Annotated in this window: 19 protein-coding genes and 2 rRNA genes; 14 read left to right on the top strand and 7 right to left on the bottom strand. The window is 45.2% G+C overall.

What is annotated here, in order from left to right:
* The first annotated feature begins 3 nt into the window (after positions 1–3).
* Positions 4–759: a 3-deoxy-D-manno-octulosonic acid kinase gene (locus tag KFE26_RS01460; RefSeq protein WP_212599435.1), complete on the top strand. Its 756-nt coding sequence runs from the start codon at positions 4–6 to the stop codon at positions 757–759.
* 26 nt (positions 760–785) lie between these two features.
* Here KFE26_RS01460 and waaA read toward each other — a convergent pair whose 3' ends face one another.
* Positions 786–2,051: a lipid IV(A) 3-deoxy-D-manno-octulosonic acid transferase gene (gene waaA / locus KFE26_RS01455; protein WP_212599434.1), complete on the bottom strand. Its 1,266-nt coding sequence runs from the start codon at positions 2,049–2,051 to the stop codon at positions 786–788.
* Positions 2,052–2,198: 147 nt separating this feature from the next.
* Here waaA and KFE26_RS01450 point away from each other — a divergent pair, with 147 nt between their 5' ends.
* The 5 genes from KFE26_RS01450 (at position 2,199) to glpG (ending at position 6,612) form a co-directional block, all read left to right on the top strand.
* The gene (locus tag KFE26_RS01450; RefSeq protein WP_212599433.1) at positions 2,199–2,846 is read left to right on the top strand and encodes a TetR/AcrR family transcriptional regulator; all 648 of its coding nucleotides are present in this window, start codon (positions 2,199–2,201) and stop codon (positions 2,844–2,846) included.
* 286 nt (positions 2,847–3,132) lie between these two features.
* Positions 3,133–4,326: a glycine C-acetyltransferase gene (locus tag KFE26_RS01445; RefSeq protein ID WP_105250756.1), complete on the top strand. Its 1,194-nt coding sequence runs from the start codon at positions 3,133–3,135 to the stop codon at positions 4,324–4,326.
* An 11-nt stretch (positions 4,327–4,337) separates the two neighbouring features.
* A complete protein-coding gene (gene tdh, locus KFE26_RS01440) occupies positions 4,338–5,363 on the top strand; it encodes an L-threonine 3-dehydrogenase (RefSeq protein ID WP_012090660.1) in 1,026 nt (341 codons plus the stop codon).
* Positions 5,364–5,464: 101 nt separating this feature from the next.
* Positions 5,465–5,770, top strand: a complete 306-nt coding sequence (glpE, locus tag KFE26_RS01435; RefSeq protein ID WP_006084745.1) for a thiosulfate sulfurtransferase GlpE — start codon at positions 5,465–5,467, stop codon at positions 5,768–5,770.
* Entirely contained in the window at positions 5,767–6,612 is an 846-nt protein-coding gene (glpG, locus tag KFE26_RS01430; protein ID WP_212599432.1) for a rhomboid family intramembrane serine protease GlpG, read from the top strand. Before glpE ends, glpG begins: the two co-directional genes overlap by 4 nt.
* 88 nt (positions 6,613–6,700) lie before the next feature.
* On the opposite strand, the gene elbB is transcribed toward glpG, so the two are convergent.
* On the bottom strand, positions 6,701–7,363 hold the full coding sequence (elbB, locus tag KFE26_RS01425; protein ID WP_113940152.1) for an isoprenoid biosynthesis glyoxalase ElbB: 663 nt from the start codon (positions 7,361–7,363) through the stop codon (positions 6,701–6,703).
* Between the two features lie 387 nt (positions 7,364–7,750).
* Here elbB and polA point away from each other — a divergent pair, with 387 nt between their 5' ends.
* On the top strand, positions 7,751–10,519 hold the full coding sequence (gene polA, locus KFE26_RS01420; RefSeq protein ID WP_212599431.1) for a DNA polymerase I: 2,769 nt from the start codon (positions 7,751–7,753) through the stop codon (positions 10,517–10,519).
* A gap of 1,022 nt (positions 10,520–11,541) precedes the next feature.
* Here polA and yihA read toward each other — a convergent pair.
* Positions 11,542–12,201 carry a ribosome biogenesis GTP-binding protein YihA/YsxC gene (yihA, locus tag KFE26_RS01415; protein ID WP_006079362.1) on the bottom strand — a complete coding sequence of 220 codons (660 nt, stop codon included), beginning with the start codon at positions 12,199–12,201 and terminating at the stop codon, positions 11,542–11,544.
* Between the two features lie 167 nt (positions 12,202–12,368).
* Here yihA and KFE26_RS01410 point away from each other — a divergent pair, with 167 nt between their 5' ends.
* From KFE26_RS01410 to hemN, 5 genes are all read left to right on the top strand, one after another.
* Entirely contained in the window at positions 12,369–12,992 is a 624-nt protein-coding gene (locus KFE26_RS01410; protein WP_212599430.1) for a cytochrome c, read from the top strand.
* A gap of 816 nt (positions 12,993–13,808) precedes the next feature.
* A complete protein-coding gene (locus KFE26_RS01405) occupies positions 13,809–14,447 on the top strand; it encodes a class I SAM-dependent methyltransferase (RefSeq protein WP_212599429.1) in 639 nt (212 codons plus the stop codon).
* Positions 14,448–14,536: 89 nt separating this feature from the next.
* Positions 14,537–15,097 carry a Der GTPase-activating protein YihI gene (yihI, locus tag KFE26_RS01400; protein ID WP_212599428.1) on the top strand — a complete coding sequence of 187 codons (561 nt, stop codon included), beginning with the start codon at positions 14,537–14,539 and terminating at the stop codon, positions 15,095–15,097.
* Positions 15,098–15,170: 73 nt separating this feature from the next.
* Positions 15,171–15,638 (top strand): DUF2489 domain-containing protein, encoded by a 468-nt coding sequence (locus KFE26_RS01395; protein WP_212599427.1) that lies wholly within the window; start codon positions 15,171–15,173, stop codon positions 15,636–15,638.
* A gap of 265 nt (positions 15,639–15,903) precedes the next feature.
* Positions 15,904–17,280: an oxygen-independent coproporphyrinogen III oxidase gene (gene hemN, locus KFE26_RS01390; protein WP_006084752.1), complete on the top strand. Its 1,377-nt coding sequence runs from the start codon at positions 15,904–15,906 to the stop codon at positions 17,278–17,280.
* 97 nt (positions 17,281–17,377) lie between these two features.
* On the opposite strand, the gene add is transcribed toward hemN, so the two are convergent.
* Positions 17,378–18,373: an adenosine deaminase gene (gene add, locus KFE26_RS01385; protein WP_212599426.1), complete on the bottom strand. Its 996-nt coding sequence runs from the start codon at positions 18,371–18,373 to the stop codon at positions 17,378–17,380.
* 210 nt (positions 18,374–18,583) lie between these two features.
* Between add and KFE26_RS01380 the strand changes: the two genes are divergently transcribed.
* Both KFE26_RS01380 and KFE26_RS01375 read left to right on the top strand, forming a co-directional pair.
* A complete protein-coding gene (locus KFE26_RS01380; protein WP_212599425.1) occupies positions 18,584–20,395 on the top strand; it encodes a DUF885 family protein in 1,812 nt (603 codons plus the stop codon).
* 95 nt (positions 20,396–20,490) lie between these two features.
* Positions 20,491–21,474: an alpha/beta fold hydrolase gene (locus KFE26_RS01375; RefSeq protein ID WP_105250768.1), complete on the top strand. Its 984-nt coding sequence runs from the start codon at positions 20,491–20,493 to the stop codon at positions 21,472–21,474.
* On the opposite strand, the gene KFE26_RS01370 is transcribed toward KFE26_RS01375, so the two are convergent.
* From KFE26_RS01370 to KFE26_RS01360, 3 genes are all read right to left on the bottom strand, one after another.
* Entirely contained in the window at positions 21,431–23,881 is a 2,451-nt protein-coding gene (locus tag KFE26_RS01370) for a GGDEF domain-containing phosphodiesterase (protein WP_212599424.1), read from the bottom strand. The two genes, KFE26_RS01375 and KFE26_RS01370, sit on opposite strands and share 44 nt — an antisense overlap.
* 299 nt (positions 23,882–24,180) lie before the next feature.
* Positions 24,181–24,296: ribosomal RNA gene (gene rrf, locus KFE26_RS01365) — 5S ribosomal RNA — on the bottom strand.
* A gap of 138 nt (positions 24,297–24,434) precedes the next feature.
* Positions 24,435–24,536, bottom strand: a 23S ribosomal RNA gene (locus KFE26_RS01360); the annotation flags it as partial.

Raw genomic sequence — 24,536 nt, 5'->3', positions numbered from 1 at the left:
CCGATGAATGCTCAGATACAGCTCATAAAAACCGCCCAAGGTCACATGGCAGTTTGCCAAGATACGCCAACAGATATCGATCCCGCGTGGTTCTCGGTGGATTTTTGGCGGGCTAAAAATGCTGTCGTCGGTTCATCCAAAGGCCGCTACACCACTTGGTTTGTGGCATTTGAGCACAGTCATTGGGTATTGCGTCATTATTGGCGTGGCGGCTTAATGGAGAAATTCAGCAAAGATGCTTACGTTTATACTGGCCTCGAAAATACCCGCGCCATGGGAGAGTTACGCTTATTAGACATTTTGTATCGCGAAGATTTTGCTGTACCTAAACCGATTGCCGCCAACATAGTGCGCGATGGATTATTTTACCGCGCCGATATCATTATCGAACGGGTCGAAGGTGCCGAAGATTTAGTCGCTAAACTCGGCAAAGGGGTTATGAGCACAGAGCAATGGCAGGCATTAGGGGCTTGCATCGCCCAATTCCACCAGCGCGGTGTGTACCACGCCGATCTCAATGCCAAGAATATTTTGTTCCAGCCCGCACAAACTGAACCCTTAACGCCAGAGCGGTTTTATCTTATCGATTTCGACCGCGGCGAGTTAAAAACACCGAGCCCGCAATGGCAGCAATCAAATCTAGACAGACTGTTACGTTCCTTCAATAAAGAACAAGCCAAGCTACCAAACCTTGCCTTCACCGCTGATAACTGGTCATCACTGATGCAGGGCTATCAAGCGGCGATGCAAAGCGCCTGAACCACTAAACGAATTATCCAGTTGAATTAAGCGGTTATTAAAGATTGCGCGAGAAGATATTGTTGTTGCAAGGCACCGCGATTTGCCTCAACCACAGCCAATCCCGCGTTCACCGCCTGCTGGCGTAACTCAGGTTTAGCAAAATACTCAATCAAGTTAGCGGCAAGTTCATCCGCCGAAGCGACAACCCTTAACCCACCAGCATCCGCCAACATCTGCGTAATCTGGGCAAAGTCCCAATGGTTCGGCCCCACCATAACAGGTACGCCCATAGCAACAGGCTCCAAGGGATTATGGCCACCATTATTGATCAGCGTGCCACCGACAAAGGCTTGGTCCGCCGCGCCATAAAAGGTCAGAAGTTCACCCATGGTATCGCCGACCAGCACTTGAGTCGTGGCCGTCACAGGAAGATTACTGCTGCGACGAATTAATTCAAAACCTTGACTGGCAACAACCTCAGCAACGGCAGAAAACTGCTCAGGATGACGCGGTGCAATAATCAGCAAGGCATCGGGCCACTGAGCCAATAATTGCCTATGGGCGATGAGCATGGCGTCAAATTCTCCAGGATGCACACTGCCTGCGACCCAAATCGGCGAGGTTTTACGCCCCCAAGTCTGACGCAACAGCTTGGCATTGGCTAAACGCTCAGGCGTAATACTGAGATCAAACTTCAAGCTACCGCATACTGTCACTCTGTCCGGCGATACACCTAACTCGATAAAACGCTGCGCTTCTACTTGAGTCTGCACCGCAATAACATCGAGTCGTTGCAACATAGGTCGACTGAGTTTAGGGCGCTTAGCATATTGCGCCGCCGACTTGGCCGACAGGCGGGCATTCGCTAACATCAAGCGCACACCGCGTTTGGCAGCAACAGCAACTAAGTTAGGCCACAGCTCAGTTTCCATAATCACACACCACTTAGGCGAGACTTGGCACAAGAAACGCCTCACACACCAAGGTAAGTCAAAGGGCAAATAACAATGCTGCACTGAGTCACCAAAGGCTTTGCGCACTTCTGCAGACCCTGTTGGGCTGGTTGTGGTAACCGTAATGCTTAGCTCAGGGTGTGATTGCATAATCAAACGGATCAATGGGATTGCCGCAAGCGTTTCACCCATAGACACAGAATGGACCAGTACATCCGTCGATTTAAGTCGGGTTAATCCAAAACGTTCCCCCCAACGACCGCGGTAATCAGGGCTTTTAATAGCACGAAATGCTAAATAGACGATTAGCAAAGGGGATAATAAATATAAGATCGTGGAATAGAGAAAACGATTCATTAAAAACGTGCTTATGAGTTTTGCCTGATGAATAGCGGCAATGTTAGCATATGCACCAAATTAGGGATAATTTACCAGCAGTTCGGCGGTCGTTGGTTAGCTTTCTTTGATCAATTATGTGGCGTTCACTAGCAATTTGGATAACTTATGAAAACCCGCGACAAAATAATCTATGCCAGTCTTGAACTGTTCAACGAGCATGGCGAAAGAAACATCACCACCAATCACATTGCCGCTCACTTAAATATGAGTCCCGGGAATCTTTATTACCATTTTCGCAATAAAGAAGACATTATCCGCTGTATTTTCAGTCTATATGAGAATCATCTCGAATCGGGTTTCCAACCCTATGAAGATAAGCAAGTGGATGTAGAACTGTTAATCGGCTACTTCGATGCGATGTTCTATACCTTGTGGCAATTCCGTTTTATGTACGCCAATCTTGCGGATATTCTCGCCCGCGATGAAGAACTAAAAAAACGCTATTTGCACGCACAGCAGCAAGTCTTAACGCGTTCAAGCCATGTGCTGCATAAACTCACACAAGATGGATTTCTGTTTGTCGATGCTGACAAAATCACGCCACTGGCGGATACCATTAAGATGATCGTCAGCTTTTGGATTGGTTATCAACTCACACAATCCAGCACGTCCACCATTACTAAAGCGACACTTTATGAAGGCGTTTTAAGGGTGCTGATGATTTTCAAAGCCTATGCAACCCCGACTTCCGTTGCGACTTTTACTCGCCTAGAGCAACATTACCACGCGCTAGCGAGTCAAGAATCTCTATAACGTCATCCCAAACACCTATGTTGGGAACTCGCATTCGGAACTAAACTCAAAGCAATTATAGTACTGAGTGCGAACCCGTTTTCGCTCTACAACGCTTAAAAGAATACTCAGTCAAACAGTGGCAAACTTATGTTGCACATTAGTTTTTATAATGTAAAAACCACTTTAGCCCTAAACTAGTTTATCTTGCGAACCTGCATGAAAAAAAGGCTGTAGGCCGATTAGGTTTAGAGTTAGAATGCCGCCACTCCCAAAATCAGAATAAAGTTAACTAAGGAGATATCAGGTGGCCTCTACCTCATTCTACGCACAGATTAATCAACAGCTTGCAGACATCAAAGCCGAAGGCTTATATAAAAGCGAGCGTGTTATTGCCTCACCACAACAGACTGCCATTCAAGTTAATCACCAAGAAGTTGTTAACTTTTGCGCGAATAATTACCTAGGCCTAGCGAATCACCCCGAGCTAATCAAAGCCGCCCAACAGGGTTTAGACAGCCACGGCTTTGGTATGGCATCAGTACGTTTTATTTGCGGTACCCAAGACATACATAAAAAGCTAGAAGCTAGCCTGAGCGAATTCCTCGGCACTGAAGACACCATTCTTTACTCTTCATGTTTTGATGCGAACGCAGGTCTATTCGAAACCTTGTTAGATGCAGAAGACGCCATCATTTCCGATGCGTTAAACCATGCTTCTATCATCGACGGCGTACGTTTATGTAAAGCCAAACGTTTCCGCTATGCCAACAACGACATGGCCGATTTAGAAACTCAGCTGATCGCCGCGAAAGAAGCAGGCGCCCGTAACATCTTGATCGCCACCGATGGCGTATTCTCGATGGACGGCGTGATTGCTAACCTGCAAGGCGTATGTGATTTAGCCGATAAATACGGCGCACTAGTGATGGTCGATGACTCTCACGCTGTGGGCTTTATCGGCGCAAACGGCCGTGGCACCCACGAATATTGCAATGTGATGGACAGAGTCGACATCATCACTGGCACCTTAGGCAAAGCCTTAGGCGGCGCATCGGGTGGTTTCACTTCGGGTAAAAAAGAAGTCATCGACTGGTTACGCCAGCGTTCACGTCCTTACCTGTTCTCTAACTCATTAGCGCCGTCAATCGTGACTGCGTCTATCCATGTGTTAGAAATGCTCAAATCAGGCCAAGCCCTGCGCGAAGCCGTATGGGAAAACAGCCGTTATTTCCGTGAGCAAATGTCAGCCGCGGGCTTTACTTTGGGCGGCGCCGACCACGCGATTATCCCTGTGATGATTGGTGATGCGAAACTGGCGGGCGACTTTGCTAACCGCTTATTAGCAGAACATATTTATGTTATTGGCTTCTCGTTCCCAGTCGTTCCTAAGGGACAAGCCCGTATCCGTACGCAAATGTCAGCGGCACATACCCGTGAGCAACTCGACAAAGCGATCACCGCCTTTACCCGTATTGCCAAAGAAATGGGCATTATTTAGGACTTAAGACAATGAAAGCACTAAGCAAGTTAAAAGCCGAAAAAGGTATTTGGTTAGTCGATGCGCCTAAGCCAGTGATGGGCCACAACGATCTGCTGATCAAAATTAAAAAAACTGCGATTTGTGGCACCGACATGCACATCTACAACTGGGACGAATGGTCACAAAAAACCATTCCAGTCCCTATGGTTGTTGGTCATGAATATGTAGGTGAAGTGGTTGATATCGGCCAAGAAGTTCGTGGTTTTAAGATTGGAGACCGCGTGTCTGGCGAAGGTCATATTACCTGTGGCCACTGCCGTAACTGCCGCGCAGGCCGCACCCATTTATGCCGTAACACCTCTGGCGTGGGTGTCAATCGTGAAGGTTCATTTGCAGAATACTTAGTTATCCCCGCCTTTAACGCCTTTAAAATCCCTGATGATATCAGCGATGATTTAGCCTCAATCTTTGACCCGTTTGGTAACGCTGTGCACACAGCATTATCCTTCGATTTAGTCGGTGAAGACGTGTTGATCACCGGCGCAGGTCCCATCGGCATAATGGCGGCAGCAGTATGTCGTCACGTAGGTGCTCGCCATGTGGTGATCACCGACGTCAACGAATACCGCTTAGAACTGGCCCGTAAAATGGGCGCCACGCGCGCTGTGAACGTGTCAAAAGAAAACCTAAAAGACGTGATGAAAGAACTGGGCATGACCGAAGGTTTCGACGTTGGATTAGAAATGTCTGGCGTACCCTCAGCCTTCCACGCCATGTTAGATACCATGAACCACGGCGGCAAAGTCGCTATGCTCGGTATACCAAGTGGTGAAATGGCCATCGACTGGAGCAAAGTGATCTTCAAAGGTTTGGTCATCAAAGGCATCTACGGCCGTGAAATGTTCGAAACTTGGTACAAGATGGCCAGTCTTATCCAATCAGGCTTAGATATTTCACCTATCATCACTCACCACTTCAAGATTGATGATTTCCAACAAGGTTTCGACGCTATGGGCTCGGGCCAATCGGGTAAAGTGATCCTCAGCTGGGATTAATCCTGCAGAGCATTACCTAGATAGGGGCTGTACACTCGCAGCCCCTTGTTGCACACTTATCCCATCTTGATTTCCATCTCTTAGCTTTGTCAGGTTTTATTATGTCTTCCTTTAAACACTTAAGCGTTAATCAATTGCTGCAAATGACCGAAGCACAGCCAGTGCAAATCGTCGATATCCGCGATGGCAATAGCTTCACCAACGGCCATATTGCAGGTGCAACTAACCTGAATAACGAAAACCTAGCGCAATTTATTAGCCAAGCCGATATGGATAGCCCACTGGTGGTGGTTTGTTACCACGGCATGAGCAGCCAAAATGCGGCGCAATATTTATGCGAACAAGGTTTTGATGACGTTTACAGCCTAGACGGCGGCTATAGCGCCTGGCATGAGGCGAATGCATGATAGAAATTGGCCGACTCCCCAACAGTAGAGCCGCGCAGGCATTTGTCGATTACCTCAAAGGGGAAGACATTGACTGCCAAATTGAGCCGCTGGAGCAAGGCGTCGCCATTCTCGTCATCCATGACAAAGATGTGGAGCAAGCACGCAAAGAGTTTGCCCATTTTATTGCTCACCCATACGACAATAAATATCTGCAAGCCTCGTGGGAACACGGCGATACCCAAACCAAACTCGATTATGGTGCCCCTTCGCTGCAGTTGTTCACCCAATTTATTACTGGCGCAGGCCCAGTCACGCTGATCGTATTTGCGGTTTGCGTAATCATTTTTGCGGCGATGAACTTAGGATTCGCCAACCAAACCTACGAAGCACTGTCCTATTTTGGGGCCGTACCTCATTCAGAGTTCAGCCAGTTCTGGCGTATTTTTACACCGAGCCTACTGCATTTTTCAGCCATGCACGTCATCTTTAATTTGCTCTGGTGGTGGTATTTAGGTGGCAAAATCGAAACCCGTATCGGTACTGCACCATTACTCATCCTGCTGTTTGTCGCAGGAACTCTGCCAAACGTTATCCAATATTATGTCGGTGGACCTAACTTTGGCGGGCTGTCCGGCGTTGTGTATGCAGTGGTGGGTTACACTTGGATCATGGGTATACGTAAACCCGCAGCTGGAATAGATTTCCCACCATCATATATGGGCTTTATGATGATATGGTTGGCATTGGGATTCACAGATATTCTCGGGGTTTCGGTTGCTAACGGCGCCCACATTGGCGGCTTACTCATAGGTTTAGCCCAAGGTTTATTTGATAGCCGCAAATCCTCGAGCTCAATCTAATAACTCAATCTAATATGGTGAACCAAGATAAATCCTAAAATTTATCTTGGTTCAATGACTCGCTTCACTCCTCTACAAACCGCTCAAACTAACTCTGATCAGTCATTTCTAGTAACTTAACGACTAGCTTCTCGATGCCTGAATGCGCTTCAGCAATATTACCAGCCAACATATAAGCGGGAGTGCTGACAATGCGATTCGCTTCATCCACGACTATCTCATGTACTGTCGCAACTTGATGCTCACCGCCCATCAAATTAAACGCTGCGACAGTATCGCTATCATTACCAATAGTGCCTTTTACACCCTGGGGATATAAACGCGGGATCATCATAGGAGCAATACAGATAAAACCAACGGGCTTTTTCGCCAGAATGAACTCATTGATAAAATCAGTCACCAGCGGTTCCACTTCACACTCACTGCCATTCGTCGCAAAGTTACACAGATTTTTCGCCGCACCAAAGCCACCGGGAATGATCAAGGCATCAAATTCGGCGATATCTAATTCTGTGGTCGCTTTGACTTCGCCACGGGCGATACGCGCCGACTCCACCAGCACGTTACGACTTGCAGCAGCATCAACCTCACCAGTGAGATGATCTACCACATGCATCTGTTTGATATCAGGTGCAAAACACTGGTAGTGAGCCCCTGATCGGGATAAGCATAAAAGCGTTAAAACCGATTCATGTATCTCAGTTCCATCGAAAACACCACATCCACTCAGTAACACTGCGACTTTTTTCATTAAAAATATCCTTCTTATGTCATTAAGTTTTAACAAACCATAAACAAACTAGTTGATCTGATTAAAAATCGTGCTAACTTAATTCGTCGAATCTGACGAGTGCCGAAAATTAAGCCAATCCTTAGATGTATTTTACGGAGTCAATAAAAAATCCACAAATTGGGAAGATTTTTTAAGAAACAGTATTGAACTCACACAAATCTTTTATAAACATAAAAAACAACAACTTAAAAAAATCGCACTAAGCCGTAATCATCGCCATTATTCTCAGTTGACTTTTTCACTCACAGACTTATCCACAGGCCGGGAGTCATTTTGCCATGGCTGAAATAGTGCTTCTGTGGCATGCTTAGCGCCATCTAAGTCATCGATAAACGAAAAATACCTATGCCAACCGTCGCTAAAAACCCACTTGTGCTTGTGGATGGATCTTCTTATTTGTATCGCGCCTATTATGCGCCTCCTCACCTGACAAACTCAAAGGGCGAAGCAACGGGTGCCGTTTATGGCGTAGTGAATATGTTACGCAGCTTGTTGACCCGTTATCAACCAAGCCATATCGCAGTCGTGTTCGATGCCAAGGGAAAAACCTTCCGCAATGACATGTACAGCGAATACAAAGCACAGCGTCCACCTATGCCTGATGATCTACGTTCGCAAATCGAACCCTTGCATCGCATTATTCGCGCACTAGGTTTACCACTGATTTCAATTTCCGGCGTCGAAGCCGATGACGTGATCGGTACTATTGCCCGCCAAGCCAGCTTAGAAAACCGTGCCGTGCTTATCAGCACAGGCGATAAAGACATGGCGCAATTAGTGGATGAGAACGTTACGCTCATCAACACTATGACAGACACCATAATGGGCCCAGAAGAAGTCGTCACCAAATTTGGTGTCGGTCCAGACCGTATCATAGATTTACTCGCGCTGATGGGCGACAAGGCCGACAACATTCCCGGCTTACCCGGCGTAGGAGAGAAAACGGCGCTCGCTATGCTCACGGGAGCCGGCAGTGTGAGTAACTTATTAGCGGAACCCGAAAAAGTCGCCGAGCTGGGCTTTAGAGGTTCTAAAACCATGGCGGCAAAGATCATTGAAAATGCCGACATGCTCAAGCTTTCTTACGAACTCGCCACCATCAAAACCGATGTCGAACTTGAGCAAGATTGGCACGAACTCACTCTCATGCCAGCAGACAAAGATGAACTGATCAAATGCTACGGCGAGATGGAGTTTAAACGTTGGTTAGCTGAAGTCTTAGATAATAAAATGACGGCAAATACCTCAATTGATGCGGCATCCACAGAAACGCAAGAAGACTCATCTCCAGTCGAAGCGATTGAAACACAGTACGACTGCATTCTCACCGAAGCCGAATTAGACACTTGGATTGCTAAGCTTAAACAAGCCGACTTAATGGCAATCGATACTGAGACCACGAGCTTAGATTACATGGTGGCCGAATTAGTCGGGATTTCCTTCGCCGTTGAGACAGGAAAAGCCGCTTATCTTCCTTTGACCCACGATTACGTTGGTGCACCGACTCAAATCGATAAAACGGTCGCGTTAGAAAAACTGCGTCCGCTGCTTGAGGATCCAAAGATCAAGAAAGTCGGTCAAAATCTTAAGTACGACATCAGTATCTTAGCCAATGCAGGGATCAAACTACAGGGCGTCGCTTTCGACACTATGCTCGAATCCTATGTTTTCAACTCAGTGGCTTCGCGCCATGATATGGATGGTTTAGCGCTCAAGTACTTAGGCCATAAGAATATCAGCTTTGAAGAAATCGCCGGTAAAGGTGCAAAACAGCTGACCTTCAACCAAATCCCGCTAGAAACGGCTGCACCTTATGCAGCAGAAGATGCTGACATCACACTCCGTTTACACCAACATTTATGGCCAAGACTCGAGAAAGAAGCTGAACTTGCCGCCATGTTTACCGAAGTCGAATTACCGCTAATCCAAGTGTTGTCGGACATTGAACGTCAAGGGGTATTAATCGACAGTATGTTACTCGGCCAACAGAGCGATGAACTGGCGCGTAAAATCGATACCTTAGAAGAAAAAGCCTACGACATTGCCGGTGAAAAATTCAATCTTGGTTCACCTAAGCAACTGCAAGTATTGTTTTATGAAAAGCTAGGTTATCCGATCACCAAAAAGACCCCAAAGGGCGCGCCATCGACCGCGGAAGAAGTATTAGTCGAATTAGCCTTAGATTTCCCACTGCCAAAGGTGATCCTCGAGCATCGAAGTCTATCTAAGTTAAAGAGCACTTACACCGATAAACTGCCACTGATGGTCAACGCCAAAACGGGTCGCGTACACACTAGCTATCATCAAGCTAATGCGGCAACAGGTCGCTTATCGTCAAGCGAACCTAACCTGCAGAATATTCCGATTCGCACCGAAGAAGGTCGCCGTATTCGCCAAGCCTTTATCGCCCCTGCAGGCCGTAAAATTTTGGCCGCCGACTACTCGCAAATCGAACTACGGATCATGGCCCATTTATCCCAAGATGCAGGCTTACTCAAAGCCTTCGCCGAGGGCAAAGACATTCATAGAGCCACTGCTGCAGAAGTATTTGGTACCGATTTTGATGAAGTAACCACAGAACAACGCCGCCGTGCCAAAGCGGTTAACTTCGGCTTAATTTATGGCATGTCAGCCTTTGGTTTGGCGCGTCAGCTTGATATCCCACGCCATGAAGCACAAACCTATATCGATACCTACTTTGCCCGTTATCCTGGCGTATTACGTTATATGGAAGAAACGCGCGCGGGTGCTGCTGACTTAGGTTATGTGTCGACTCTGTTTGGTCGTCGCCTCTACTTGCCCGAAATCCGTGATCGTAATGCGATGCGCCGCCAAGGTGCTGAACGTGCTGCGATTAACGCGCCAATGCAAGGTACGGCTGCTGACATCATCAAAAAGGCCATGATCAATATTGCCCAGTGGATCAAAACAGAAACCCAAGGCGAAATCACTATGATCATGCAGGTTCACGATGAATTAGTGTTTGAAGTCGATGCGGATAAGGCAGAGGTACTTAAAAAGACAATCTGCGCCTTGATGGCGCAAGCAGCTAATCTCGATGTTGAACTGCTTGCCGAAGCGGGCATTGGTGATAACTGGGATGAAGCGCACTAATCTCAGTAACATCCAGAAGATCACTACCAATATGATTTAACTGCAAATAAAGCTAATCTGACTTCAATATTTTGAGCTCAGATTAGCTCTCCCCCATCTTAATCGCCTCTAAGCACATCAATACAGAGTCCTTTTCATCACTCAGCATAAATAACCCTTTCACAATACAAATTAGCTCGTTAAGTTAGACAAACTTCATTGACAGAAAATGATTCACTCACAGCCAAACAATCTTTACCTGATACATTTGGCAGTAGAGTTCATCGATACACTGCCACAGCAGATGGATATTAAAGGGTGTGATTTACTCGAATTGAAACTGCATTCAAGTCAGCCATATATGCTCAAGAGTGCCATAACGGTTGTTCTCTCACGCGTACACCAAAATCTTAGGTCAGGGTTAGAGTAAAAAATCAAATCTCAAATATTGATCACTTTTGTATATAAATTTCGAGTTTTCTCTTTAAATCAGCCAATTAACCATTTTCACTGAAATTTTAGGATCAATTTGAGATGCTTTTTCACTCACAACCTGAGATCAAGCGCACATAATTACCTCTTTTTTGAAAAAACTGTTTTCCATTTAAAGATAAATAGAGTAATATTCTCTGCGTAGGGTACAGAGGTTAAGATGTTCTATCTTTCAGACCTTTATTTCACTTATAGTGATGAGCCAAATTCTGGCGCCTCAGCAACTTGTTTGCTGAGGCTTTTTTTTGCTCTTTTTTCAGACTTTAAGTAAATTTTAGAGTATTTACTTTAATAAGGAATGAATTGGCTGTATGCTAGTTTCATTGAGAACCATTGAAGCTAATTTGATGGTGCTTGAGTCTTGTTGAATTTAGCTTCTCCCCAAAAGAGCTAATATTTTTGGCCGATGATAATATCATCGGCTATTTTTTTGCTTGAAATTAACGAAGAACCGATGGGAACGAGGCTGAACAAAAGAGAAAAAATTGCAGTAAAAACAAAGAGAAGGTATACACAGTCAAATTCTACCATGTACACCAAAACAGGCGATATTATTCAGCGTTATTCGCTGCATCTAACTCATCAGTCAGCCACTGTGGATGACACCATTCATTAAGAATTGCCAACACTTTAGGCTTACCGGTTCCTTTGAGTGATGAGAAGGGTTCAACTTGCACCCAGTCGCCAAACTCACTTAGTGCGAGACGCACTTCATTTACGGTTTTCATCTTAGCACTTTGGGCTAATTTGTCTGATTTCGTTAACAAAGCTAATACAGGAATTTCACTAGCAACTGCCCATTCAATCATCTGCATATCGAGATCTTTTAATGGATGACGAATATCCATCAAGACAACCACGCCACTTAAACAAGCGCGTTTTTGCAAATATTCACCCAATGCTTGCTGCCATTTATTTTTCAACGCAAGTGGGACTTGCGCAAAGCCATAACCAGGCAAGTCAACTAAACGACGCTGAGCATCTAACTCAAATACGTTAATTAGTTGAGTACGGCCCGGTGTTTTACTGGTTCTTGCTAAACTTTTTTGCTCAGTTAATGCATTGAGTGCACTAGACTTTCCAGCATTAGAGCGGCCAGCAAATGCAATCTCAACTCCAACATCGCCGGGCAGATATTGATCCAAATGTGCAATGTCAGGTGCACTGATTAAAAACTTTGCCCTACGAAAATCTATACGAGATTCAGTCACTATTTACTCCGAAATTTTTCTACGCAATACCATAATTTATGAAGAATTACTTACTTTCCCACGTTTTCGTGTAAAATATTACTCCGATCACATTAATCATATTTTACCACGCTTGCGGGTCACCCTAGTAAGCTCAGGATAATAATTTAACCAGAAGTTGGAACGCCATGAAAAAGCTAGCTCTTGCGCTGTCTGTTGTAATTGCCGCCATATCTTCACCTGCGATTGCTGAAGGTAATGCTGAAGCGGGAAAAACGAAAATCATTGTCTGTTCGGCCTGTCACGGTATGGACGGTAACAGTATGATCGATATGTACCCCAAAATTGCGGGCCAACACGCCACTTACCTCCAAAAGCAACTACATGATTTCCGTAGCGCAGCACAAACTGGCGGTAAAGATGGGCGTATGGATCCTATCATGAGTGGCATGGCAATGCCTCTAAGCGATCAGGATATTCTCGACATTAGCGCATATTTTTCTAGCCAAGCAATCCAAGTGGCTGAAGCAAAAGATGTTCCTGAGTTAGGTGCTAAACTTTACAAGGGTGGTGATGTTTCTCGTGGCATTACCGCTTGTATGGCATGTCATGGCCCAGATGGTAAAGGCGCTGAGCTTGCAGGTTTTCCAACGTTGGCAGGCCAACACGCAAACTACATCAAGAGCCAGCTGACAAAATTCCGTGAAGCGGGCCGCCATAATGACTTGAATGGCATGATGCAAGATGTGGCTAAAAAACTAAATGATAGCGATATCGACGCGCTATCAAAGTATCTTTCTAGCCTGAAGTAATCTTCGCGAGTGAAAAAAAGGGTGTATTGCCACCCTTTTTTTACACCCTAAAGTTGACGTGGACGTAAACTGCAAAGATTCGTGCTTGACATAGATCACAGATTTCGGTTTAATAAGCCCCGTACCGAGATAAACCCATCTGTTTGTACAAAAAAATTAATAATAACTTACAGGTTTCGGTATAATTAACGTTCAAGATATAAGAATAAAGATACTCAATAACAATAATATACTTAAGACCACTCTCTAATAATAACAAGAGTCGTGATTTCCACTTGAAATCCAGGTCAGCACAATTTTGTAAGGGATGGCCGATAACGCCAATTTGCTTCTAGCAAAACACCTTACACTAAGGGTAACTTGCCCCATCAGGACATAGTTTACATGATGTAAACTGTAGCAAAGGAAGCGATAAGCTTAGGATGCACTGGCTGGATGCTTGTTATCACAGGAAGGTACTTAAGTAACATGGATGGTTAACTCGACGTCAATGATGACGATGCTTTAAAAGATGTGTCGCGAGACCATCTACGGAAACTGTAGTCAGGATGGCGACAGAAAAAAATAAAGTGTCTGGAAGACCATTAACAAAAATAATGCAGGGAAAGCAGTAAAAAAAAGAAGGATACCGACCGGGAAAGTCGCATAGCAAGTATGGATACTTGGAATCAGGATAAGGTGCTAAAGCACCCTTTGTAAGGCGGCAGTTTAACTGCCGCCTTTTTTCTTTTGTAACACCCCATTAGTGTCTAAAATGTGCACTCAACCAATATAATTGGTACAATCAAAGCCTTAATAACCACTTCAGCAGACTCAATGCCCAGATGCCCTCTTTGTCATAACAGTCAGACACGACTCCTTCATCAAGATAAAAAGCGGAGTTTTTATGTTTGCAAGACATGTGAGTTAACCTTTGCGGATGCGAATAGCCATTTACCCCCCGCGGCAGAGAAGCAAAGATACGGTCGTTCACGCATAGCGTCGAAGCAAAAACAGTTATCGCAATTTATTTTGCCGCTGTTAGCACAATTAGAGCAGCAACAAGCGGGCCGTTTATTAGGATTGAATTTTGGTCGCATACTCGATGATGAGAGCCTGACGACCATAGAAAATGCGGGCCATAAGTTAAATCAATATGATCCCTTTTTTGCCCCGAATCATGACGTGTTAAAGCTAGAGTATGATTTTATCTGCTGTTATCGGGTGTTTGAGCATTTTCAAAACCCTATAAAAGAGTGGACTTTGCTCTCTCGGCTACTGCATTCTGGTGGTTGGTTAGCGATAAGCACACCATTACTAACTGAATTAGATGGTTTTGCTAAGTGGCATTATAAGAACAACCTCACCCATGTGAGCTTTTATCAGCGACAAACCTTCGAGTACCTCGCAAACAATAGCGATTTTGAACTATTATTTGCCGCAAAGGACCTCGTTTTGATGCAAAAAACATCATAATCTGGTATAACACTCGGCCTAATTTCGCACCTTGTAGACAAGCTCCCCTTAATCTGCAAGGCCATACGTTGTAAATAATTGAGAAGACCATGTCTCGTAGCAAGAAAACACGCAAGGGCGGCGAGAACAGCCCTAAGTTACAGCCAAGAGTGAAGAAGCAAGATCGCGCTGTAGCGACTGGCAAACGTAAAGATTCTGGCAATAAATCAGGTAGTCGTCATAACGAAAGCTTAATTTTAGCGCAAGCGCCGCAACAGCAGGCCGCTAAGAAAAAAGACCCGCGTCATGGCAGTAAAAAGCCTGTGGCTTTAGCAATTCCTGCGGCAGTAGTAACAGATAAAGCCGCTCAGCCAAAAGTGAAACAAGCTAAGCTGACTGACGAGCAAAAACTGCTGAAATTGGAAGAAGATCCAAGACTAAATCAGCTGTTAGATATGCTTGAAGAAGGCCGCGACCTCAACGAGGTTGACCAAAAGTGGTTAGATCAACAGCTAAATAAAATTGAAGCTCTGATGATTAAACTGGGCATTAGCGACGATATGGATGATGACACACCTTCATCACCTGCTAAGCCTTTGTCTGACGATGAGTTGTTCGACAAATTCGAATCAGGCGCTAACTTACTAAAAGATTATCAAGACAAGTTCTAACCTCTCAGTGCTAAGGCATAGGGAACTCAGTTTTTAGCTGTGGCTCCTTATGCCATTCATATAAGGAGTCTTTGTGTCTACGACTATCATTATTCTCGGTTTTATCATCATAGTAGCGCTAAGTAGCTACGCCACCTTCTTAATCCTAAAACTCAAGCAGCAAAAAAAGCGTCAGCAGGCTGAACAAGCCGAGCGTGAAGTGACTGCGAACGCAAAACGTGCCCAAGTTTTAGATGATATCCGCTATATCGCCACCGCTATGATTGAAGACCGCTGTGAGATCTCTGAAGGCGTGGTCAGGATTGGGCGATTATTTGAAATCCTGTCATTAAGTGAGCGTGTGGCTCCCGATTACCCTTCATTATTCAAACACTTTGAGTTAATTAAAAATCATCCCATCATGGATGCTCGTCAAGCCTTGCCTAAGCAAGAAAGAATGAAGTTAGACTTGATCAGAATGAAGTCCGAAGCCGCATTAGAGCAAGGCATTAGTGATGATGCGAAAAAACTGGCGGATTACCAAGCCAAAGCGATGCATTAAACCAGCCCATTGCTATATATACCTCAAGACCACTTATATTGTGGTTTTGAGGTTATCTCGATAAAACCCGCACCAATCTTACCCTCCTTACTCCCGTGAGCCTGCGCACAAAATCGCCACATATCGACAGACAAGCGTACTTTTTTGATAGATATTGCGTAACTTCTAAAAAGACAGACGTCATTTTTACAACCTAGATCAAGGTTATTTACTTAAGAACCTTGCATACTTCGCTTGTTGCTAATTTACCCACGGAGGACACGCCTTGAAGCAGCCCACTCAGATTAGCTGGGATCAGTCGATGATCGAAAAATATAACTACAGCGGTCCCCGTTATACCTCTTACCCAACGGCATTAGAGTTCGATGACACATTCACCGAACAAAACCTGCTGACGGCCATTGAAAATAGCAAAAGCGATAAACTGTCGCTGTATATTCATATCCCGTTCTGCGCCAAGCTTTGTTATTACTGCGGCTGTAATAAAGTCATCACCCGCCACCAACACAAAGCCGATCAGTACATTGAATATTTAAGCCAAGAAATTATCAAACGTGCGCCCCTGTTCAAACATTACAGTGTGACCCAAATGCATTGGGGCGGCGGTACACCCACATTCTTAAATCCAGAGCAGATTCTTAAACTTACGTCATTGATTAAAGCTAACTTTAACTTTGCGGAAGAAGGCGAGTACTCGATTGAAGTCGATCCTCGCGAGATAGAACTGTCAATGCTCGACACGTTGAAAGAAGCGGGCTTTAACCGTATCTCCATCGGCGTACAAGATTTCAATAAAGAAGTGCAAATTGCCGTTAATCGCGAACAAGACGAGCAATTTATCTTCGACTTAATGGCCAAAGCGAAAGCCATGGGTTTTGTGTCGACCAACATAGATTTAATCTATGGTTTGCCACACCAAACGCCAGAAACCTTTGCCGTCACTATGCAGCGCGTTTTAGATTTATCGCCTGACCGTCTGTCGGTATTTAACTATGCTCACTTACCTGCGCGCTTTGCCGCTCAACGTAAGATCAAAGACGAGCATTTACCTTCGCCAAAACAAAAACTCGAAATGCTGCACCAAACTATCGAGACCTTAACTGGCGCGGGCTACCAATATATCGGTATGGACCACTTTGCTAAACCCGATGACGAGTTAGCCAAGTTACAGCGCGAAGGCAGACTGCACCGCAACTTCCAAGGTTATACAACCCAAGAAGAATGTGATTTGTTAGGTCTTGGCGTATCGTCTATCAGTCAGATTGGCGACTGCTATGCGCAAAACCAGAAAGATATCCGCCCTTACTATGAGGCCATAGATAAGGAAGGCCATGCTTTGTGGAAAGGTTGTAGCCTGAACCGCGACGATGAAATCCGCCGCGTCGTGATTAAACAGCTGATTTGCCACTTCGAATTAGATATGGCGAAAATTGATGAGAAGCTAGGGATTAACTTCGAAACCTATTTCGCGGAAGATCTTAAGTTAATGCAGACATTTATCGATGACAAGTTAGTTGAAATCGTCGACAGACAGATCACTATCAGCCCTACTGGCCGTTTATTGATCCGCAATATCTGTATGTGCTTCGATCTTTACTATCGTCAAAAAGCGCGTCAGCAACAGTTCTCACGCGTGATCTAAAACGCTTATTGCTGCACTCGCAAACGCTCACAAAAAATCCGACTCTAGAGTCGGATTTTTTATTTATAGCTATTTTTATTAATGACTCAAAATCAACTTATACCTTAGCGGCATACAGTACTTTGCGCTCACTGTCCGATAAAAATGCCATTTCAACGCCGTTACGTTGCACCTGCGCTAACTCAGCATCGGTTAACTTGAGTTCAGATTTGGCGATACGATACTCATGCTTAATATCGATAGCGCTCACACCGGGATCATCGGTATTTAGGCTTATCAACACGCCTGCATCCATAAAGGTTCTGAATGGATGCTCAGCGTAAGAAGCCACAGTAGAAGTATGCAAGTTACTGGTTGGGCAAGATTCGATGCCAATACGGTGCTTAGCAAGATATTCCATCAACTTAGGATCGTGAATCGCGTTCACCCCATGACCAATTCGAGTTGCGCCAAGTTCTTGAATCGCTTGCCACATACTTTGTGAACCCGCAGCTTCACCGGCGTGAGCCGTAATCGCAAGGCCAGCATCACGAACACGTTTAAAGTGATCGTTAAATAACTCGCCAGGGAAGCCTAATTCATCACCGGCTAAGTCCATAGCCACGAGATGTTGTTTATGGGCGAGTAAGCCTTCAAGTTCTTGAGTACAAGCAGCTTGACCAAATGAACGTGACATAATGCCAATCAAATTGATTTTCACGTTATAGTCTTTTAAGCCCGCTTTAACGCCGTCGACTACCGCTTCAACTACGCCTTCAATCGGTAACTTATGGTTCATCGCCATATAGTAAGGACTAAAACGTAACTCAGCGTAATCTAAGCCAGATAACGCCGCATCGGCAACGTTTTCATAGGCGACGCGTTTAACCGCATCCAAATCTGCGAGTACGGCAACCATCCAATCGAGCTTCTTTAAGAAGGCGACTAAGCTAGTTTCTTTCCCCTGAATTTGCACAAAAGGTGCGAGCGTCTCTAAAGAATCGGCAGGTAGCGCAATGCCGTGTTGGTGTCCTAGTTCCCAAATGGTATTTACCCGCACATTACCGTCTAGGTGACGATGCAGATCCACCAATGGAATGGATGTATCAATCATATTTAACCCCTATTTGAACTACCCAGCCAATGCTTTTGTTATTTGGTCGCGGGCGGACACTAAGTTTAACACGCATTTTCGGGGGCATTTATGCGCTAAACGCATTTAAATTCACATTCAGTCACAATTCTGCTTAATATCCATACAAGGAACGGCCGCATTCATCAGGCATAATAACTTCAATAACAACGAAAATATCAGAGATCTAACATGCATAAACTCTTAACCCCCAGTTTATTGATATGCGCATTAGGCGCCTGCAGTGCCACTCAAACCACAAAAGATATTCAAACCCCATCGTCACAGACAATATCAGCAGCACAGTCGCAAGTTGAGCCAATCGCCCCAGCGCTGCAAGCGATTATCGACCAAAGCTGGCAATTACAGCTCAGTGCGAGTCCTGAAATGGCTTACAGCATGGGCGATGCCAGTGCAGCAGGAAAATTAGCGGATCTCTCGCCAGCCGCGCTCGCTAAGCTTAATCAAGGTCAAATCGCAGTACTAGCGCAGCTCAAAGCACTCGACCGCAGCAACTTGAGTAAAGAAGATAAGATTAACGCTCAAATACTGGAAGATCAGATCCAAAACGATGTCGACCTATATCGTTTCAAGGATTATTACCTGCCCATTACGGCGGAAAGCGGCTTCCACGCTTATATCACGTCAATCGTACAGGGAAGATTCAACACCCTTGAGGATTACCGCAACTATATTGCCAAACTCAATGCACTCCCGACCTATTTCGCCCAGCAAACCCACTGGCTAAAACAAGGATTAGCCGAGGGAATAACGCCGCCAAAAGTGACACTCAATGGCTTTGAAGACAGTATTAGTGCTTATATCGTCCCTGTTGAAAAGAGCAGTTATTTCAAACCTTTTACTCAATATCCCAACTATTTCACTGAGGCACAAAAAACTCAGCTGACCCAAGAAGGCCGCGCTTTAGTTGAGCAAAAAGTTCTACCTCTGTACCAAAACTTTTATGATTTCATGACTAAAGAGTACATTCCCAATGCTCGGGAAAATATCGCGGCCAGTAGCTTACCTAACGGCGCAGAATTTTATGAGAATAGGGTACGTTACTATACGACCTTGAATATGACGTCGACGCAAGTGCATGAACTGGGTTTAAAAGAAGTACAACGTATCCGCCAAGAAATGGAACAAATCATCGCGTCAGTAGGTTTTAAAGGCAACTTTGCCGACTTCTTACATTTCCTGCGGACCGATCCCCAGTTCTACACCACCAGTGCCGAGCAGTTACTCAAAGAAGCGGCATTTATTGCCAAAAAAGCCGATGCCATGCTACCTAAGTACTTCGGCAAACTCCCACGCCAACCCTATGGTATAGCGCCAGTGCCCGCCGAAATTGCACCGAAATACACCACTGGGCGATATTCAGGATCGAACAGCGATGATGAACCCGGTTACTACTGGGTCAACACTTATGCATTGGATAAGCGCCCACTCTACGAGCTAGAAGCCTTAACCTTGCACGAAGCCGTACCCGGTCATCATCTGCAAATTTCACTCAACTCTGAGCTAACCTCACTCCCAGATTTCCGTCGTTATGGCTATATCTCTGCCTTTGGTGAAGGATGGGGGCTATATTGCGAATATTTAGGTTTAGAAGCTGGTTTCTACCAAGATCCATACAGTAACTTTGGTCGCTTAACCTATGAAATGTGGCGCGCGGCGCGTTTAGTCGTAGATACTGGCATGCACGCCCAAGGATGGAGTCGTCAACAAGCCATCGACTTTATGGCCAGCAATACCGCACTATCACTGCACAATGTCACTACCGAAATTGACCGCTATATTTCGTGGCCAGGACAAGCCTTATCCTACAAAATTGGTGAGTTAACAATCAAACGATTACGTGCCAAGGCAGAACAGGAACTCGGCGACAAATTTGATATTCGTGCCTTCCACGATGCTGTGCTCGAAAATGGCTCAGTGCCTATGTCGATCCTCGAACAGCAAATCAATGATTTTATTGAAGCGAAAAAGGCGACACGCTAAGTTAATGAAATTCATGGGAGTCGGTATTTTCAGACTCCCATGGTTGTCTGTTACACTCTAACAAACCATTCAAGCCAAATGATTTGCGACTGAGTATGAGCCAAGCCAAAGCGACATTTTCGACTGAACACGATTTAAATACCTCAGAGCAGCAAGCCTTCTGGCAAAGCGTTGTTCAAGACACGCTAGCCTCTGCCGACGGCGTTACGCTGGCCTATATGATGGTCAAACATCCCCAAGCGCATACCGCAATCGTTCTCAGTAGTGGCCGAGTCGAGTCCTATTTAAAGTATCAAGAATTGGTCTTCGACTTATACCAACAAGGTTACTCTGTTTATGCCATAGATCACCGTGGCCAAGGGCTGTCAGATCGTATGACAATCAATCCACACATGGGCCATGTGCGAAGATTCAATGATTATATTGATGATTTTGCACTATTTATGCAGAAGATAGTGTTACCACAAAACGACAAACAACTCATGCTACTTGGCCATTCAATGGGTGGCGCGATTGGCACTTTGTATCTCAAACAGCATCCCGATATTTTTACCGCCGCGGCATTTTCAGCGCCCATGTATGGCATTAAATTACCTATGCCAAAAGCGTTCGTACGCTGGTTAGCCAGTAAACTCGATACCACACTCAATGGTGGCGAGCCTAATTATGTACTTGCAGGACAAAACTATAAACCTGTTCCATTCAAAGGGAATGAGCTAACTCACAGCCAAACCCGATACCAAGCCTACCGAGAATTGTATGATGCTGCCCCTAAGTTACAACTCGGTTCACCCACTAACCGTTGGTTGACTGAATCTTTAGATGCGGCAGATACTTGCGTACTGGCAACGGCACAAATTCGCACTCCGATACTGATACTGCAAGCGAGTGAAGATAAGATTGTTGATAATGCGGCCCAGAATCTCGCCGTGAGTACCCATTGCCAATTGAAAGTAATCGCTGGGGCTGCCCATGAGATTTTTATGGAAAAAGACGCCTGCCGAAACCAAGCCTTAAACTATGCTCTCGACTTCTTTAAACGCTACGCAATAAAGGACGAGGACAAACAAGCTGGATAAAGTCCGCTTGGTTTAAGGCTCGACTGAATAAATAGCCTTGATAGCCATCACAGCCAAGTTCAACAAAAGCTTGATATTGTTGGGATGATTCGACACCTTTGGCGACAACGCTCAAATTGAATTGCCGCGCAGAGGTAATAAGTACATTCACTTTTGTTGGCATTGTGGTTAATGAATCAATACAACTCATATCCAATTTAACCGCAACTAATGGCTGATTCGCTAAGCAACTCAAGGCACTCAAGCCCGAACCGAAATGATCGAGGATGATGCCTACACCTGCTTCAACTAACTTAGAGACACGCTCATCCACAAACTGTGGTTGCATTAACAATGCGGCCTCATTGAGCTCAATACCCAGTTGATTAGCACCAATACCATGCTCCTTAACCAACCCAACGAATGTATCAACAAAATCTGCCTGACCAAATGAGAATGCACTGATATTGAGAGTCAAAGGAGGCAAACTCCTTCCTTGAGCCCGCGATTTCTGAATAAACAGACACACCCGCTTAGCCACCCAAAGATCAAGCTCAGCAATAATTCCCCCTTGTTCTGCTAACGCCACAAATTCAGCTGGCGGAATAAACTCTCCATCAGCACGATACCAACGCGTGAGCACTTCAGCCGAGACAAGTTCACTGGTCGCATTGATCACAGGCTGGAACATTAACGTTAAGCTATCTTGTTGTAATGCGGTTTGTAATTCCTGTTGCAACAGCTCATCACGGCTCTGGCGAAAGTCCATTTCAGCATGGTAAAAAGCACACCCAGCTTGACTTGCTTGCTTAGCGCTTAACGTTGCCAACTCGGCACGACGCATCACTAAAGCAGGATCTAAGGTTTCTATACTATCGAGTAAACAGATCCCCACACACGCGCTAAGCTCAAAGTGATGATGACCGTAATGGAATGGTCGTGCAATCACTTGCCTTAACTCACTCGCAAGGGCTAAAGCACGACGAGCAGCGACTGACGCATCTGCCGCTAAATCTTTAGCAAGCAAAACGAAATTACCAGACTCTAATCGACCGACCGTTATATTTTCAGTGAAATAACTCGATAAACGGGCCGCGATTTGTGTTAACAAGCGCTCTAATTCATGGGAATGTAAAGTGGCGACCAATCCTAAGCGATCCACCTCAACGAGCAGCAATGCTCCCCATTGCCCCGAACTATTACCTTGGGTTAAAAATTGCGATAAACGCCCCATAAAGACATCGGGCAACATCTTGCGACCGACAACAGATTGATCCACAAGCTCAGTAATTGCAGCATGGTTCTTCGCGCTTTCTGACACATCCATATGAATGCCTATCATGCGAGTCGGGCGCCCTTGGGGATCCCAATCAACTAACATACCGCGGTCTAACACCCACACATAATGGCCATCTCTATGCCGTAAGCGGTGAACACTTTCAAATTCTTTACTCTTTCCGCTAACGTATTCCTGCAAAGCATCTAACACAATCTGCTTATCATCGGGATGTAGCCGCGTCTCCCATGTCTGGAATACTCCAGCCAATTCATCAGGCGCATAACCAATCATCTCTTTCCAGCGATCAGAAAGAAAAACCTCCCCCGTACTGATGTCCCAATCCCAAATACCGTTACGCGAACCTTCCACAGCAAATAACCAACGCAATTCACTGTCATTCAGCTGTTTAACTGCCCGACTTAAACGCTCATGTGCCTGCTGCAAACTGGCTTGCAAAGATAAAACTTCAGATGAACTCCAAGGTATCGATGTCGAAAAGGAAGAAGTACCTACCTGCTTAGCTGCCTCGCTCAACATTTGGAATGGGCGGATCAACAGGAAATATAAAATAAAGGTAAAGCCAATCAGCAATAATCCGCCAAGGCCCCAAACCCGCATAAAACGTTGCTGTAACTTAGCAGAAGCTTCGGCCACTAAAGGGGCTAAATCGGCTTCAAGATAAATCAAATCAACAGCCCCACCATACTGGGGAAGAACGGGATAATATGCTTGAATAGTTAAACGCTCGAGATTAACGAGGATCTGCGGAAGAAAAGCTTGAACCACAGAGCGGTGAAGGTCTACATCATAACCATCGATGACTTGAGTCGCATTGCTATCTCGCCACACAGTATGATTAGCAAAACGAATACGGCTTTCAGCATCAACCAAGATATACACCATAGTGCCCATATCCAGCGCAGCCAAGGAAACTTCCTGCTCAATCCGCTCCACATCCTGTAAAGCTTGCGCCGATTGAACCACATTCTGCATGCGGAACAACTGTTGCTTTATCAAAGCCGACTGTCGCTGCGCAAGTTCAGCCCTAACTTGGTCACTTTCGAACAGGTACTCGCCTATGACCAACACTAAATATAGGGTCAGCATACAAAGAGGAAGCAGTACCGCGAGCGAAAGCTTACGAAGCATAGGCAACAGATGGCCGTTAACAAAAAAATTAATATTTTTGTATGCTAACGGGAAACTAACCACTAAGCAAAAGGACTTATCAAACTAAGCGAGATCTTCATGTAAATAATCAACTTAGAGTATAAAAGTCTGAAATAAAGGAAGGAAAAAACGTAAAGAACCAGCAGAAGAAACAAAACTAAAATGAATAGAAAAATGCTAGATAGCATTGGTCTTTAAATGACAATTTAACAAATTGCAGACGCAAAAAAGCCAGCTTATTCAGCTGGCTTCGTTACATCTCAATGAGATAATTAGGCGCTTGGCGATGACCTACTCTCACATGGGGAGACCCCACACTACCATCGGCGCGTTTGCGTTTCACTTCTGAGTTCGGGATGGGATCAGGTGGTTCCACAAGGCTATTGTCACCAAGCAAATTCTGTTTATTACCGTGTCCATCTCTGGACCACGTTAATAATAATTCGGAAAGCTGATTTGCTTTGTTTGAGTTCACACTTCATCAAGTGTCGATATTCTGTCTAAGGCTTTCAGTAAAACCCATCTGGGTTGTATGGTTAAGCCTCTCGAGTCATTAGTACATGTTAGCTCAACGCCTCACAACGCTTACACACCATGCCTATCAACGTCCTAGTCTCGAACGGCTCTTTAGAGG

It is taken from the genome of Shewanella sp. M16 (genome assembly GCF_018224605.1).
Taxonomy (GTDB): domain Bacteria; phylum Pseudomonadota; class Gammaproteobacteria; order Enterobacterales; family Shewanellaceae; genus Shewanella; species Shewanella oncorhynchi.
This window is presented reverse-complemented; position numbering and strand designations above follow the sequence as displayed.

Excerpts from the sequence above, each read along its gene's own strand:
- KFE26_RS01380 (WP_212599425.1), top strand. The coding sequence starts at position 18,584 with ATGCATAAACTCTTAACCCCCAGTTTATTGATATGCGCATTAGGCGCC.
- elbB (WP_113940152.1), bottom strand. The coding sequence starts at position 7,363 with ATGAAAAAAGTCGCAGTGTTACTGAGTGGATGTGGTGTTTTCGATGGA.
- yihI (WP_212599428.1), top strand. The coding sequence starts at position 14,537 with ATGTCTCGTAGCAAGAAAACACGCAAGGGCGGCGAGAACAGCCCTAAG.
- KFE26_RS01375 (WP_105250768.1), top strand. The coding sequence starts at position 20,491 with ATGAGCCAAGCCAAAGCGACATTTTCGACTGAACACGATTTAAATACC.
- KFE26_RS01405 (WP_212599429.1), top strand. The coding sequence starts at position 13,809 with ATGCCCAGATGCCCTCTTTGTCATAACAGTCAGACACGACTCCTTCAT.
- waaA (WP_212599434.1), bottom strand. The coding sequence starts at position 2,051 with ATGAATCGTTTTCTCTATTCCACGATCTTATATTTATTATCCCCTTTG.
- tdh (WP_012090660.1), top strand. The coding sequence starts at position 4,338 with ATGAAAGCACTAAGCAAGTTAAAAGCCGAAAAAGGTATTTGGTTAGTC.
- add (WP_212599426.1), bottom strand. The coding sequence starts at position 18,373 with ATGATTGATACATCCATTCCATTGGTGGATCTGCATCGTCACCTAGAC.
- KFE26_RS01460 (WP_212599435.1), top strand. The coding sequence starts at position 4 with ATGAATGCTCAGATACAGCTCATAAAAACCGCCCAAGGTCACATGGCA.
- glpE (WP_006084745.1), top strand. The coding sequence starts at position 5,465 with ATGTCTTCCTTTAAACACTTAAGCGTTAATCAATTGCTGCAAATGACC.
- KFE26_RS01370 (WP_212599424.1), bottom strand. The coding sequence starts at position 23,881 with ATGCTTCGTAAGCTTTCGCTCGCGGTACTGCTTCCTCTTTGTATGCTG.
- KFE26_RS01450 (WP_212599433.1), top strand. The coding sequence starts at position 2,199 with ATGAAAACCCGCGACAAAATAATCTATGCCAGTCTTGAACTGTTCAAC.
- glpG (WP_212599432.1), top strand. The coding sequence starts at position 5,767 with ATGATAGAAATTGGCCGACTCCCCAACAGTAGAGCCGCGCAGGCATTT.
- polA (WP_212599431.1), top strand. The coding sequence starts at position 7,751 with ATGCCAACCGTCGCTAAAAACCCACTTGTGCTTGTGGATGGATCTTCT.
- KFE26_RS01410 (WP_212599430.1), top strand. The coding sequence starts at position 12,369 with ATGAAAAAGCTAGCTCTTGCGCTGTCTGTTGTAATTGCCGCCATATCT.